This is a genomic window from Dactylosporangium sucinum, from assembly GCF_014647515.1.
Lineage (GTDB): Bacteria > Actinomycetota > Actinomycetes > Mycobacteriales > Micromonosporaceae > Dactylosporangium > Dactylosporangium sucinum.
The window spans coordinates 217,445-230,909 of sequence record NZ_BMPI01000005.1; the positions used below are offsets into that span (position 1 = coordinate 217,445).

General features: G+C 72.6%; 12 protein-coding genes. 7 read left to right on the top strand and 5 right to left on the bottom strand.

What is annotated here, in order from left to right:
* The first annotated feature begins 7 nt into the window (after positions 1-7).
* Positions 8-949, top strand: coding sequence for a DMT family transporter (locus IEZ31_RS06780; protein WP_190248864.1), 942 nt, complete (start codon positions 8-10; stop codon positions 947-949).
* A gap of 383 nt (positions 950-1,332) precedes the next feature.
* On the opposite strand, the gene IEZ31_RS06785 is transcribed toward IEZ31_RS06780, so the two are convergent.
* Entirely contained in the window at positions 1,333-1,941 is a 609-nt protein-coding gene (locus tag IEZ31_RS06785) for a hypothetical protein (RefSeq protein WP_190248865.1), read from the bottom strand.
* Positions 1,942-2,092: 151 nt separating this feature from the next.
* Here IEZ31_RS06785 and IEZ31_RS06790 point away from each other — a divergent pair, with 151 nt between their 5' ends.
* Complete coding sequence (locus tag IEZ31_RS06790) at positions 2,093-2,437, top strand: DUF2795 domain-containing protein (protein ID WP_190248866.1); 345 nt, start codon at positions 2,093-2,095, stop codon at positions 2,435-2,437.
* On the opposite strand, the gene IEZ31_RS06795 is transcribed toward IEZ31_RS06790, so the two are convergent.
* Complete coding sequence (locus IEZ31_RS06795; RefSeq protein WP_190248867.1) at positions 2,434-4,080, bottom strand: RecQ family ATP-dependent DNA helicase; 1,647 nt, start codon at positions 4,078-4,080, stop codon at positions 2,434-2,436. The two genes, IEZ31_RS06790 and IEZ31_RS06795, sit on opposite strands and share 4 nt — an antisense overlap.
* 47 nt (positions 4,081-4,127) lie before the next feature.
* Between IEZ31_RS06795 and IEZ31_RS06800 the strand changes: the two genes are divergently transcribed.
* Together IEZ31_RS06800 and IEZ31_RS06805 are read left to right on the top strand one after the other, a co-directional pair.
* A complete protein-coding gene (locus IEZ31_RS06800; protein ID WP_190248868.1) occupies positions 4,128-5,213 on the top strand; it encodes an S-(hydroxymethyl)mycothiol dehydrogenase in 1,086 nt (361 codons plus the stop codon).
* 527 nt (positions 5,214-5,740) lie between these two features.
* Positions 5,741-6,310: a PadR family transcriptional regulator gene (locus IEZ31_RS06805; protein ID WP_190248869.1), complete on the top strand. Its 570-nt coding sequence runs from the start codon at positions 5,741-5,743 to the stop codon at positions 6,308-6,310.
* Between the two features lie 121 nt (positions 6,311-6,431).
* Here the strand turns inward: IEZ31_RS06805 and IEZ31_RS06810 are convergent, their stop codons facing one another.
* Positions 6,432-8,798: a putative bifunctional diguanylate cyclase/phosphodiesterase gene (locus IEZ31_RS06810; RefSeq protein ID WP_190248870.1), complete on the bottom strand. Its 2,367-nt coding sequence runs from the start codon at positions 8,796-8,798 to the stop codon at positions 6,432-6,434.
* A gap of 112 nt (positions 8,799-8,910) precedes the next feature.
* On the opposite strand from IEZ31_RS06810, the gene IEZ31_RS06815 reads away from it, so the two are divergent.
* The 3 genes from IEZ31_RS06815 (at position 8,911) to IEZ31_RS06825 (ending at position 12,004) form a co-directional block, all read left to right on the top strand.
* Complete coding sequence (locus IEZ31_RS06815; protein WP_190248871.1) at positions 8,911-9,912, top strand: glycosyltransferase family 4 protein; 1,002 nt, start codon at positions 8,911-8,913, stop codon at positions 9,910-9,912.
* A gap of 188 nt (positions 9,913-10,100) precedes the next feature.
* Positions 10,101-11,402 carry a tetratricopeptide repeat protein gene (locus tag IEZ31_RS06820; protein WP_190248872.1) on the top strand — a complete coding sequence of 434 codons (1,302 nt, stop codon included), beginning with the start codon at positions 10,101-10,103 and terminating at the stop codon, positions 11,400-11,402.
* 35 nt (positions 11,403-11,437) lie between these two features.
* Positions 11,438-12,004 (top strand): GtrA family protein, encoded by a 567-nt coding sequence (locus tag IEZ31_RS06825; RefSeq protein ID WP_190248873.1) that lies wholly within the window; start codon positions 11,438-11,440, stop codon positions 12,002-12,004.
* Between the two features lie 319 nt (positions 12,005-12,323).
* Here the strand turns inward: IEZ31_RS06825 and IEZ31_RS06830 are convergent, their stop codons facing one another.
* Both IEZ31_RS06830 and IEZ31_RS06835 read right to left on the bottom strand, forming a co-directional pair.
* On the bottom strand, positions 12,324-12,668 hold the full coding sequence (locus IEZ31_RS06830; RefSeq protein WP_190248874.1) for an STAS domain-containing protein: 345 nt from the start codon (positions 12,666-12,668) through the stop codon (positions 12,324-12,326).
* Between the two features lie 73 nt (positions 12,669-12,741).
* On the bottom strand, positions 12,742-13,347 hold the full coding sequence (locus tag IEZ31_RS06835; RefSeq protein ID WP_190248875.1) for a MarR family winged helix-turn-helix transcriptional regulator: 606 nt from the start codon (positions 13,345-13,347) through the stop codon (positions 12,742-12,744).
* Positions 13,348-13,465 lie beyond the last annotated feature (118 nt).

Consider the following 13,465-nt stretch of genomic DNA (forward strand, 5'->3'; position numbering starts at 1 on the left):
TGCGGGCATGAGTCGTCGTGGATGGATCCTCTTCGCCGCCATGTGCGTCGTGTGGGGCATCCCCTACCTGCTGATCAAGATCGCGGTCCGCGAGATCGGCCCGGCCGAGCTGGTCTTCATCCGCACCGCCCTGGGCGCGGTCCTGCTGCTGCCGATCGCGCTGGCCCGCAAGGAGCTGCGCGCCTCCCTGAAGCCCTGGCTGCCCCTCCTCGTGTACACGGTGGTCGAGATCGGCCTGCCCTGGCTGCTGCTCTCCGACGCCGAACGGCACGTGGACAGCTCCTTCACGGGCCTGGTCATCGCGGGTGTACCACTGGTGGCCGCGGTCCTGGCCCGCCTGAGCGACCACACGGAGCGCCTGACCGCAACGCGCGTGGGCGGCCTGCTGGCCGGCTTCGCGGGCGTGACCCTGCTGCTGGGTTTTCATGTGGGTACCGGCGGGATCGTGCCGATCCTGGAGCTGGTCGGCGTGGTGGTGTGCTACGCCGCCGGCCCGCTCATCATCGAACGCTGGCTGACCGACGTCCCCCGCTACGGCGTCGCGGCGGCGTCGTTGGTGGTGGGCGCGGTCCTGTTCGCCCCGGTGGCGGTCCCGTCGCTGCCTTCGCTGGCCCGCACGGTGTCCACGGCTCCGGCGCTGGCCGCCCTGGGGCTGGCGGTGATCTGCACGGCACTGGCGTTCGTGCTGTTCTTCGCGCTGGTCGCCGAGGTGGGCGGGGTCCGCGCCACGGTGATCACGTTCGTGAACCCGGCGGTGGCTGTCGTGCTGGGCTTCCTGATCCTGGACGAGGAGGTGACGGCGCTGACGGGGCTGGCGTTCGTCCTGATCCTGCTCGGCTCGTTCCTGGCCACCCGCGCCACCCGCCGCCGTCCCGACCCGGCGGAGGCCGCCGACCCGGCTCCGGCTCCGGCGACGACCGCTCCGGGCCACGGAGGCGGCTCCTCGTAGACGTTGGTCGATCTACCCTCGGTTCGATCTCCGATCGTGAGGGTAGATCGACCAACGTCTGTGCATTGCGGGAGCTCGTGCCGAGCGTGCGTTGCGTGCGAGCTCGCGCCGAGCGTGCGCTACGTGCGAGCTCGCGCCGAGCGTGCCCGCCCGTGGGTGCGGCGCCGCCCGGGACGAGGGTCGAGCGCCAAGCGGAGCGCCGCCCGGGCCGGTCATGGGGTCCGGTCCCGGGCGGCGCGAGGGGCTCAGCGGGCCGTGGCGGTAGCGCGACGGTTCGCCTTCGTGAGCGCCTCGACCAGCTCCGCTGTCGTCATCCGGGAGCGCCAGGGAACGTCGAGCCGGCGGGCCGGCCCCAGCAGGTGCTGCTTCGAGGCGTTCGCGTGTTACCAGTCCTTCATCCACGGGAGCTTCGCGTCCAGCCAGCCGTTGAGCCGCGCGACCTGGTCGACGTTGCTGTCGAGCCAGCTCACCTGGCCGGTCATGGCGATGATCGCGAACACGATCGCGGTGCCGCTGGCCAGCACCCCGAGGGTGCCGAGGCCACGGCCGGCGACGCCGGGGCGGGCGCCCGCGACGATGCCGGCGAACGAGAACATCAGGCCCAGCGCGCCGACCGGGATCGCCCACGGTGCGAGCAGGCCGGTCAGGGACACCGCGACCGCCGCCATGCCGAGCATCAGGCCGAACGTCGCCAGCAGGCTCGCACGGGCCGGGACCGGCCGCAGGTCCGGCGCCGGCCCGGGCGCCGGGCTGACCGGCGCCGCCGGCACGGTCGGCGACTCGCGGTCGATGCTGCGCCGCGCGGCGAGCCGGTCGGTGTCGCCGTCCATCGTGCCGGCCGCGGGAATCCGGGTGGTGTTCCGCTCCGTCGTCTCGAGGCGGTCGTCGACGCCGTCGCGATCCCGGTCGATCTTGCGTTCGGTCGTCTCCAGGCTGTCGTCTCCGACCCCGTCGCGGGTGCGGCTGCCGAACAGCTGCCCGATACGTGCCACGTGAGTTCACCTCCAAGGTGCGCCCGGCCCGCACGCCCGGGGGTCGGTGTGCGGCGAAATCGGGCGGATGCCCCAGCAGGTACCCAGGGCCGCTCGGTCTCAATCCGGGGGTGAACCGTTTGGGGGGATTTCGCCCGGGTACTCCCGGCGCATGGAACGTGGGAACACGAAGCACGGAGTGGCCCTGGACGATCAGATGCGCGACGCGGCGGCGGGCGGCGGCGCGCCGGACGCGACGCTCGGGCGCGCCTTCGGTACACCTGCCGGAATGACGCCCGAGGACATCGAGGCCCGCAGCGAGCTCGGCCGGTTCATCCCGAAGGCGAGCCTGCCCGGCGACCGCGACGACCTCATCGCCGGCGCGACCGAGATGAACGCGCCGGACGAGGTGATCGACGTGCTGAGCCGCCTGCCCGAAGGCGAGGTGTACGACACGGTCTACCAGGCCTGGGCCGCGCTCGGCGGCCGCAACGAGGACCCGTCCCGACGGCCCTAGGAGACCCTCTTCAGCAGCCGGTGCTCCTCGACGACCGGCACCGAGAGGGTCTTGTACCCGACCTTCTCGAACAGCACGGTCATCTGGTCGCCGGCGTAGGAGAGCACGACGCCCTTGCCCCACTCGCCGTGCCGCACCTCGCTGTGGATCGGGAACGGTACGTCGCCCGCCGCCGCCTCCCCGGCGGCGGCGCTGCCGTCCGCGCAGTTGTCGCAGTGGCCGCAGATCGCCGGCAGGTGCTCCCCGAAGTACGCCAGCAACGCCTGACCACGGCAGAGCTCGGTCTCGGCGAAGTTGCGCATCATGTCCAGCCGCGAGCGGGACACCGTCTGCTGCCGCTCGGCCTGCGCCTCGGCCAGCTCGGCCGCCCGTGCGGGGACCGGCGCCCAGCGGGGCGCCTTGACCTTGCCGCCGCTGAGCATGCGCGCGCCGCCGACCTCCTCCAGGAGGGTCAGCAGCTGGCCCAGCTTGCGCGCGCCGAGCCCGGTCTTCTCCTCCAGCTCGTCGCGGGTCAGCGGGCGGTCGGCGGCGCGCAGCAGCGCGGCCAGGTCGGCGACCTCGTCCCGGTCGACGGAGACGTTGGTGAAGAACTTGCGCAGGCCGCTGTCCTCGGTGCGGTGCAGCAGCAGCACGTGGGCCGGCTGCCCGTCGCGGCCGGCCCGGCCGATCTCCTGCAGGTACGAGTCGGGGGAGTCGGGCAGCGAGACGTGGTTGACCCAGCGGATGTTCCGCTTGTCGATGCCCATGCCGAACGCCGTGGTGGCCACCATGATCGGCACCTCGTCGGCGAGGAACGCCTCGTGTGCGCGTTCGCGCTCGCCGGCGCTCATGCCGCCGTGATACGCGACGGCCTCGAAGCCCTCGCCGGCCAGGCGCTCGGCCAGCTCCTCGGTGGCGCGGCGGGTCGGCGCGTAGACGATGCCCGGCGGGGTCGACTCGCGCAGCCGCGCGACCAGGCGCCGCCAGCGGGTCTCCTCGTCGGGGCAGTGCACCGACTCCAGGAACAGGTTCGGCCGGTCCAGCCCGGTCACCACGACCTCCGGGTCGCGCATGCCGAGGCGTTCGACGATGTCCTCCCGCACCGGCGGAGAAGCGGTCGCCGTCAACGCCACCACCGGCGGCCGGCCGAGCTCGCGGATGAACTGGCCGAGCTGCAGGTAGTCGGGGCGGAAGTCGTGCCCCCAGGCGCTCACGCAGTGCGCCTCGTCGACCGCGACCAGGCTGGGCTTGAGCGCCTTGATCAGCGCGGCGCGCGCCGGGTCGGCGAACTGCTCGGGCGTCAGGAACACGAACTCCGCGTCGCCGGCCCGCAGTGCCTCCAGCGCCTCCGCCCGCTCGGTCTTCCCCTCCGCGCTCGACAGCCGTACCGCCACGAGCGACTCGTGGTGCCGCGCGGTCAGCGACGCGATCTGGTCCTGCTGCAGCGCGAGCAGCGGCGAGATGACGATCGTCGGCCCCGGCAGCAGCGGCGCCGGCACCTGGTAGATCGCCGACTTGCCGGCCCCGGTCGGCAGCACCGCGAGCGCGTCGCGGCCCGCCATCAGGGCCTCCATCGCGCGCACCTGCTCGTCGCGCAGCCGCTCCCACCCGAAGCGCTCCCGCGCGACCCGCCGCAGCTCGTCCGTGCCCGTCATGGCCGCCATCCTGTCATCCGCCGCAATCCGGGGCTTTCTCTGGTAGGACGGTAACCATGCCTATCGAGACGCAAGGCGTGGTCGCACTGGGCAAGGGCCGCCCGGTCAGCCTGGAGACCGTCGTCGTTCCCGAGCCGGGCCCTGGTGAGGCCCGCGTCGAGGTGCAGGCCTGCGGGGTCTGCCACACCGACCTGCACTACCGCGAGGGCGGCATCACCGACGACTTCCCGTTCCTGCTGGGCCACGAGGCCGCGGGCATCGTCGAGTCGGTCGGCCCGGATGTCACCTCGGTCGCACCGGGCGACTTCGTGATCCTCAACTGGCGCGCGGTCTGCGGCGAGTGCCGCGCCTGCCTGCGCGGGCGTCCGTGGTACTGCTTCAACACCCACAACGCCAAGCAGAAGATGACCCTCGCCGACGGCACGCCGCTGACCCCGGCGCTGGGCATCGGCGCATTTCTGCAGCACACGCTGGTGGCCGCGGGCCAGTGCACGAAGGTCGACCCGCGCGCCCCGGCGATGGTCGCCGGCCTGCTGGGCTGCGGCGTGATGGCCGGCCTGGGCGCGGCCCTGAACACGGGCGGCGTCCGCCACGGCGACTCGGTCGCGGTCTTCGGCTGCGGCGGCGTCGGCAACGCGTCGATCGCCGCGGCCCACCTGGCCGGCGCGACGACGATTATCGGCGTCGACGTGGACGTCCGCAAGCTGCAGTGGGCCCAGGACTTCGGCGCCACCCACGTGGTGAACTCCCGCGAGACCGACCCGGTCGAGGCCATCCGCGCCCTGACGGGCGGCTTCGGCGCCGACGTGGTGATCGAGGCGGTCGGCTCGCCGCAGGTCTACGAGCAGGCCTTCTACGCCCGCGACCTGGCCGGCACGGTGGTCCTGGTCGGCGTGCCGCGCCCCGACATGCAGCTCACCCTCCCGTTCCTGGAGGTCTTCGGCCGCGGCGGCGCGCTGAAGTCGAGCTGGTACGGCGACTGCCTCCCGTCGCGCGACTTCCCCACGATGATCGACCTGTACCTCCAGGGCCGCCTTCCCCTGGAGAAGTTCGTGACGGAGACCGGCGACCTGGGCGACGTGGAGGAGGCCTTCCACAAGATGGAACGGGGCGAGGTCCTCCGCTCGGTGATCATGCTGTAGCCCGGCCCCGGGCTGCGTTCGGTCCGTCGGTCCGGGGCGTCGCCATGATCAAGGGCGAGTTTTGGCTGTCCCAACGACCAGAAGTTTCCCTTGATCATGGCGGCGCCCGGGTCGATCGCGATTTGAGCCGGCTGCGCGGGTCGACCTCGCGCCGCGCCTGTGCCAGCGCCTCGCCCACCCCGGCCCGCGCCCGACTTCCGCCCGACCCCGCAGGCACCCCGCCCTATCCCAACCGCCTGCCCCTGACCCCGCCTGCCCGTGCCGCGTCTGCCCGTGCCGCGTCTGCCCGTGCCGTGCCGCGCGCCCCTCGCTGGCCGCGCCCCGGCCGCCCATCTCGTGCCGCCCGCCGTCTGCCTCGCGCGCCGCACTCACTCAGCCGGCCCGGGACCGCCTGCCCCCGTCCTGCGTCCGCCCCCCAACAGTTGCTGTGAGGGGGCTCAACTTTGTATCGGGAAGAGGTTGTCGGCGATAGGTTCCCGATATATCGTCGAGGTATCAACGATAGTCCTACTGGAAGGGGAAGCGACATGAGGTCGCGACACGGAGCATTCTTCGACGCCGGCGCCTGGCAGCGGGGGTTCGGCAGCTTGCTTCCGCCCGGTGCCGGGCGCGGGTGGGGGCATCACGGTCCCGGCGGCCGCGGTGGCGGCTGGGGGCGTGGCCGGGGCGGGCGCCCCAACGTCCGGCAGGCCGTGCTCGCGCTGCTGCACGAGCGGCCGATGCACGGATACGAGATGATCCAGGAGCTCGAGCAGCGCACCGGTGGCATCTGGCGGCCCAGCCCGGGCTCGGTGTATCCGACGCTGCAGCTGCTGGAGGACGAGGGCCTCATCGTGGCCGAGGAGTCCGGCGGGCGGAAGCGGTTCGTGCTCACCGACGCCGGGCGGCCGGAGGCGGAGGCGGCCGCGCAGAACGCGCCCTGGCAGGAGTATGGGGCGGAGAACGTCTCGCAGGCCCAGGAGTTCCGCGACGCCGCGATCGGGATCATGGACGCGCTGCGGCAGGTCGGGTTCAACGGCACCAGCGAGCAGCGGGCGCAGGCACTCGAGGTGCTGACCGAGACCCGCCGCAAGCTCTACGCCATTCTCGCCGACTGACGACCCGCCACCAGCACGCCATGCGGTGGTGGACCGTCGCCCAGCGCCCCGCCGATCTTGCACTTGTGGTGCCTGACAAAACCGGACAAACTCGGGTCATCGCGGCACCACAAGTGCAAGATCAACGCGGGGAGGCCGGGAGGGAGACCGGGCGGGAGGTCGGGCGGGCGCCGGGCAGGACGCCGTTCGAGGACGTCAGCACCTCGTCCAGCGCGTCCGCCGGCAGCGGCCGGGAGAAGTGATAGCCCTGCGCCTGCGGGCAGTCCAGCTGCCGCAGGCGTTCGGCCTGCTCGGGCGTCTCGACCGCCTCGGCGATCGATGACAGTCGCAGGCTGTTGCCCAGCTCCACGATCGCCCGGGTGAACGCCATCTCCTCGGCCTGCGCGCCGTCCGGAGTGAACGCCCGGTCGATCTTCAGGATGTCGACGGGCAGGTGCCGCAGGTACGCCAGCGACGAGTATCCGGTGCCGAAGTCGTCCACTGCGATCCGCACACCCGCCTCCCGCAACGACGACAGCAGCTCAGCCACATCGGAGACGCCGCCGCCGGAGGAGGCGCCGGTGGAGGAGACGAGCACCGACTCGGTGATCTCCAGGATCAGCGCCGAGCCGGGCAGCGGCGCGTCCCGCAGCGCCGACAGGACGACGGACACGAAGCCCGGCTCCCGCAGCTGGCGGCCCGACACGTTGACCGTCACCGAGATCCCGAAGCGCTCGTGCCACGATCGCACGTCCCGGCACGCCTGCCGCAGCACCCACGCCCCGATCGGCACGATCAGCCCGTACTGCTCGGCGATCGGGATGAACTCCAGCGGCGGCACCGGCGTGCCCTCCGGGCTCCAGCGCAGCAGCGCCTCGACCGCCGTCACGCGCCCGGTCGCGAGGTCAACGACCGGCTGATAGTTCACGACGAACTCCTCCTCGGCAACGGCCCGGCGCAGCGCGGCCGAGATGCGCATGTGCTCGTGCCGCTCGACGGCGAGCCGCGGCTCGTAGACGGCGAGCCGGTTCTTGCCGGCCGCCTTCGCCGCGTACAGCGCGAGGTCCGCGTTGCGCAGCGCCTCCGACGGCGTCGTCGGCGCGGCGAAGTGCAGCGAGCCGACCGAGGTCGTGACGCTGAGCTCGCGGCCGTGCACCGTGTACGGCCGGCCCAGCGCGGCCACCACGGCGGCGCCGACGCTCGACAGGCGGGGCGGGGTGACGTCCTCCAGCAGCACCGCGAACTCGTCACCCCCGAGGCGCACGAGCGTGTCGGACGTCGACACCTCGCCGAGCAGCCGCGCGGCGACCTCGATGAGCAGCGCGTCCCCGGCCGGGTGGCCGAACGTGTCGTTCACGTCCTTGAACCCGTCCAGGTCGAGCAGCAGCAGGCCGTGCGACGAGGCGGTGCGGGTGACCGCGTGCTCCAGCCGCTCCTGGAGCAGCGCCCGGTTGCCGAGGCCGGTCAGCGCGTCGTGCAGCGCCCGGTGGGTGAGCTGTTGCCGGAGTGCCTCCTGCTCCTGCAGCGCCGTGCCGAGCGCGACGGCATGGGCGTCCAGCTCCCGCACCCGGCGGTTGGTGAGCCGCACGAGCTGGCTGAGCCGGGCGATCAGCAGTATCGACGTGACCACCGACGTCGCCAGCGGCACGACGACCCACCAGCGCGACGGCAGCGGCGACTCCACCAGCAGCATGGTGATCGCGACGACCGGCCCGACCAGGGCCAGGACCGAGTAGAGGTACACCCGGCGGCGCGGGATCACCGGCTGGACCCGCTCCGGCCGGCCGGCCGCGCCCGCCATCGACGGGTGCAGCGCCGCCGTGCCGATCAGGGCGTACGCGCAGAGATAGAGCCCGGTCGAGATCGCGTCGCCGCGCGTGTCGCCGGTCCAGGCGACCGCCGCGGAGAAGACGACGTCCCCGGTGATCACGGCGCCGAGCGCGCAGGACACGAGCGCGTGGGCGGGGGAGCGGACCGAGCTGGTGAAGACCATGCGGGCGGCGAGCACCACGAGCACGAGGTCGATCACGATGTACATCAGGTGCCCCGTCGTCCGCCGAACGCCCACGTGCTGGGTGAACAGCAGCGGGTGCACGATGAACGTCCAGGCGATGGCGGCCACGCCGGAGGCGACGATCCCCGCGTCGACGAACCGCTCGCCGCGCGGCCGCCGCGGGTCCGGCCGCACCCAGGCGAGCGTGCCCAGCGCCATCAGCGTGTACGAGGCGACGAACGGCACGTCCTTGGCGGCCGGGAAGACGACCGCGCCGCTGAGCTGGTACTGCACCGCCCAGGCCAGGCTGGCCAGCACCGAGCAGCCGATGGCCACGCCGAACACGACCCAGCTGCGCCGGTGCTCGGGGCGGTGCAGGCGCACGCCCACCGCGACGGCGGCCGCGGCGGACAGGCCGATCAGCGCGTACAGCCCCTGGCGCGGCATGACCGGCAGGAACCCGCCGACGGCGACGGCGCCGAGCCCGAGGACCGCATACCAGCGCCACGCGGTCATCGAACTCCCTGTCGCTTGTTCGGATGATCTGAACATCGGCAGCGCCCCGCGGAAACTGAGCCCGCCCAAGATGGAGGAGGTTGGTGATCAAGCGCAGGGGTAGGGGGACGCGATGAAGGTCGCACTGCTCGGGCCGATCGCGTGGCGGACGCCGCCGCGCGCGTACGGACCGTGGGAACAGATCGTCTCCCTGCTCGCCGAGGGGCTGGTCGCGCGCGGCGTCGACGTCACGCTGTTCGCCAGCCTCGACTCGATCACGGCAGCCCGGCTCGACGGCGTCGTCCAGCGCCCGTACAACGAGGACTCCGGCTACGACGGGCGGGTCTGGGAGGCCATGCACGTCGCGCACTGCTACGCCCGCAGCGGTGAGTTCGACCTCGTCCACAACCACCTCGACTGGCTGCCGCTGGCGATGAGCGAGTTCTGCCGCAGCCGGCTGGTCACCACCGTCCACGGGTTCTGCTCGCCGGCGATCCTGCCCGCGTACCAGCGCGCGCACTCGGCGTACGTGTCCATCTCCGACGCCGACCGCGGCCCTGGCCTCTCCTACGCCGCGACCATCTACCACGGCATCGACATGCGGCAGTTCCCGTACTGCGAGACGCCCGGCGAGGAACTGGTCGCGTTCGGCCGGATCCACCCCGACAAGGGCACCGCCGAGGCCATCCGGATCGCCCGCGCGGCCGGCCGGCGCCTGCTGATCTGCGGCCCGGTGCATGATCAGCGGTACCACGAGGAAGAGGTGCTCCCGCACGTCGACGGGTCGTCGGTGGTCTACGGCGGCAACGTGGGGCCGGCCGATCGTGCGCGCATCCTCGGTACCGCCGCCGCACTGTTGCATCCGATCGGCTTCGCGGAGCCGTTCGGGCTCTCGGTCGTCGAGGCGATGGCGTGCGGGACCCCGGTCGTCGCGTATCCGCTGGGCTCGATGCCGGAGGTGGTCGACCCGGGCGTGACCGGCTTCCTGGCGAGCTCGGCCGAGGACGCGGCCGCGATCCTCGACGACGCGCTCAAGCTGGACCGCGCGCAGGTGCGCGCCCGCGCCGTCGAGCGCTTCTCGGCCGACCGGATGGTCGACGACTACCTGGCCCTCTACCGGCGACTGCTTGGGTAATTCCCTCAAGGCCTCCGGCGCCCGGCCGAACGTTCACAGTGTGCGGCGCCCGCGGTTTTCCACGCGGTAACGCGGACGGCTCGGCTCCGGCAGCGACGTGGCAGGCTGCCGGAGCCGACGCCATCCGGTGATGGGGTGCTGGCGCAGCGTCACGGTATGCCTCTAAGCTCTCCGGCGGAGGGCAGACTGTGAGTAGCGTCGATATCACCGACCGGCTGGACGAGGTCGAGGAGCGCATCCTCGACTGGGACTTCGCCGGCGCCCGCGACCTCGCCCAGGCGCTGCTCGACGAGCGTGACCTGTCCGACGAGGACCGGGTGACCGCCCGCCGGCTGCTGGCCGAGGCGCTGCGCGAGCTCGGCGACCTCGGGGCCGCGTACGACCTGGCGGAGTCCGCCGCCACCAACGCCGCCCGGCTGCACGGCGCCCGCCACCCGGCGACGATCCACGCCCTCGCCGTGCTGGCCGCGGTCCGGCACGACTACGACGAGCGCGACGAGGCCGAGCGGCTGTACCACGCCGTCCTCGACAGCGGGCTCGAGGAGGACGAGCCGGACTCGCTGCACCGGGCGATCCTGCTGGCCCGGGCCAACCTGGCCCTGCTGCAGCGGGACAAGGGCGACCGCGGGCTGGCCCTGACCATGCTCAACGCCGCGTACGTGATCCACCGCCGCGAGTACGGCGCCGACGACCTCGACACGATCCGCATCGCCGCCGAGCTGGCCGCGCTGCACCACGCCGAGGGCGACCTGCCCGCGGCGCGGCGCCTGTTCACCCTGGCGCACGCCTCGGCGCGGGCCCGGCTGGGGTCGCGGCACCCGTTCACGAAGGCGGTGGAGTGGGAGCTGGCGGCGGTCGAGCCGCCGATGCCCTCGGCGCCGGTCTCGGTCGTCCCGGTGTCGGCGGTCCCGGTCTCCTCGGGGCCGGTGTCGTCGCGCCGGCCGTCGGCGCCGCCGGCGATGACCCCTCCGGTGTCGCCCGCCCCTCCGGTCGCGCGGGTCCCGGCCGACCTCCCCGACCTCGCAGACCTCCCCGATCTCCCCGATCTCCCAGATCTCCCTGACCGTGCGCCCGTGGCCCGGCCCGACCGGGCGCGGCTCGTCGTGCCGCTCAAGGCCGTCGTCGCCGTGGTCGTCGTCGCGCTCGTGGTGGCCGGCCTGTCGATCTGGCACTCGGTGAGCACCGGGCGGGCCCGTTCCCAGCCGTCGGTGGCGGCCGGGTCCAGCGGGGCTCCCGTGGTACAGGATCTGCGCCTGCACGACCAGGGCACCGAGCTGTCCGTGAGCTGGACCGGCCCGCGGGCCACGCTGGTCGTGGCAGTTTCACGGGCCGGCGGATCCCCGGTCGTGCTGGCCACCGTCCCGCCCGGCACCAGCTCGTACGTCGTGCGCGGCGTCGAGCCCGGCGTGGCCTACTGCGTCGTCGTCGGACCGTTGGACGACACCCGCGCGATCACCCCCACCCAGACGGTCTGTACCGGCGACCGCTGAGTATTCGGGGAGATTTCCGGGGTATAGTCCGCCCGATGCGGCTCACAGACCGGGCGCTGAACCACCTGCCCACACGGTTGGCGGTCCTGCTACGCAAGCACCGCGAGACGGTGAAGTTCGTGATCGTCGGCGGATTCTGCTACGTCGTGACGCTGCTGGTCAACTACGCTCTCCGGCTCACCGTGCTCGACGAGAAGCCGGTGACGGCGCTGACCGTCGCCAACGTGGTGGCCTCGGTCGTCTCCTACTTCCTGAACCGCGAGTGGTCCTTCCGCACCCGCGGGGGTCGCCGCCGCCACCACGAGATGCTGCTGTACCTCGCGATCAACGGCGCCGGCATCGTGGTGAACGCGGCTCCGCTGTGGGTGGCCCGGTACGTGTTCGGCCTCCAGCACCCGACCGTGAGCGGCCTGGTCGAGGAGCTGTCGGACTTCGCGTTCGGCATGGTGCTGGGCACGCTGCTGGCGATGCTGTTCCGCCTGTGGGCGTACCGCGCGTGGGTCTTCCCGCACGACGACGTCCGCCCGGCCCCGAACCGCTACGAGGTCCCGGCTCAGGCGGCCCAGCCCGCGCAGGTGGCGACGGAGACCCCGAGCGCCTGACCCGCCGCCATGATCGATGGAGGATTCTGGCTGCCATGGCAACCGAAACTCTCCATGGATCATGAGCCGTAGGTCGGACTCCGCTCATCCCGCCCGGCATTTCGGAAATGTCGGATTTGTTCGGTCAGCCCACGTGGCGGCGCGGTCCGGAGTGAGCGCAGTCAAGGGGGAGCCAGGGCAGTCGGCGGAGTGAGTGCAGTCAAGGGGGAGCCAGGGCAGTCGGCGGAGTGCACGCAGTCAAGGGCGGCCAGGGGAGTCGGCGGAGTGCGCGCGGTCGAGGGGGCCAGGGCGGTCGGCGGAGTGCGCGTCGGCGGCGGGGCTAGTAGGTGATGTGGTCCGGGTCGGGCTCGGAGGGGGAGCCGAGCATCTCGTGCACGCCGGCCACGCGGAGCTGGCGGTGGACGAACGGGCTCGCGCGGTGGACCACCACCCGCACCCCCTCGGCGCCGGCCTCCCGCTGGGCGCCGACCAGCGCGCCCACCGCGGCCGAGTCCAGGAACGTCACCAGGCCCAGATCCACCCGGAGCACGCTCGGGCGGCGGCTCGTGGCGGCGGACACGATCTCCTGACGGAGCGTGGTGGCGGTGGTGTGGTCGATCTCGCCCCGGACGGAGACGACCGTCGAACCGTCCATGGTCACGTTGACCGTTACCGACATCGACATTGTGCCCCCACGGTGCTCACGCGCCCCAGCATAAGAGCTGGCGAACCATCATGCAGCGGGCGGGGGCCGAGTGTCACCCGGACTGCGGCGGCAGATGGCCGGCGATGTGGTCGGGACAGTGCAGGCGCAACTCACGGTAACCGAACGGCGCGTCGACGAACCAGCAGTGATGGGGGTTGTCGGTGCCGGGGTGACGATACCCGTCGAAGAAGCGGCACGACAGGCACATCTTCGTCACCGGGATGCTGCCCTGCTGCTGCAGCAGGCCGATCCTCGCCGTGACCAGGCGGAGCAGGCGGGCCTGGGTCTTGTCGTCGAGATCCTCGACGTGGCCGAGCAGCGAGGCGGCCCAGTTCTGCGGGGCGGGCGTGGTCGCCAGGCCGCGCTCGGTGGCGGCGACGCGCATGTCGCGCGCCGCATACGACGGGGCGGGGCGCATCTCGACCAGGCCCTCGGCGATCAGCGGCGACACGAGCGCCATCGTCGCGGCGACCGTCGAGCCGAGCTCGGCGGCCAGGTCGGACAGGCGGAACTCCCGGTCGCGCCGGCCGAGCAGCAGCAGCACCTGCCGGTGGGCGGGCGGGAGGCCGTGCTCGGGCTCGGGGCCGTCGGTCGGGGCCATCACGGCGACCCGGACCAGACCCGCGACGAGCTTCTGGGCCTGTGCTTCCAGCGTCACGGCGACCTCCGCTCCACATCGGCCCTGTTGCAGACACAGTAGTCGCGCACGTCGATCAACAGGAGACGCGACGCGACCGAATTGTGCACCCGAAGTACCGGATAAATCGAAAAATGTC

Bases quoted from the DNA above. Each gene is read 5' to 3' on its own strand.
- IEZ31_RS06780 (WP_190248864.1), top strand. From the start codon at position 8: ATGAGTCGTCGTGGATGGATCCTCTTCGCCGCCATGTGCGTCGTGTGG.
- IEZ31_RS06790 (WP_190248866.1), top strand. From the start codon at position 2,093: ATGGAACGTGGGAACACGAAGCACGGAGTGGCCCTGGACGATCAGATG.
- IEZ31_RS06795 (WP_190248867.1), bottom strand. From the start codon at position 4,080: ATGGCGGCCATGACGGGCACGGACGAGCTGCGGCGGGTCGCGCGGGAG.
- IEZ31_RS06800 (WP_190248868.1), top strand. From the start codon at position 4,128: ATGCCTATCGAGACGCAAGGCGTGGTCGCACTGGGCAAGGGCCGCCCG.
- IEZ31_RS06805 (WP_190248869.1), top strand. From the start codon at position 5,741: ATGAGGTCGCGACACGGAGCATTCTTCGACGCCGGCGCCTGGCAGCGG.
- IEZ31_RS06810 (WP_190248870.1), bottom strand. From the start codon at position 8,798: ATGACCGCGTGGCGCTGGTATGCGGTCCTCGGGCTCGGCGCCGTCGCC.
- IEZ31_RS06815 (WP_190248871.1), top strand. From the start codon at position 8,911: ATGAAGGTCGCACTGCTCGGGCCGATCGCGTGGCGGACGCCGCCGCGC.
- IEZ31_RS06825 (WP_190248873.1), top strand. From the start codon at position 11,438: ATGCGGCTCACAGACCGGGCGCTGAACCACCTGCCCACACGGTTGGCG.
- IEZ31_RS06830 (WP_190248874.1), bottom strand. From the start codon at position 12,668: ATGTCGATGTCGGTAACGGTCAACGTGACCATGGACGGTTCGACGGTC.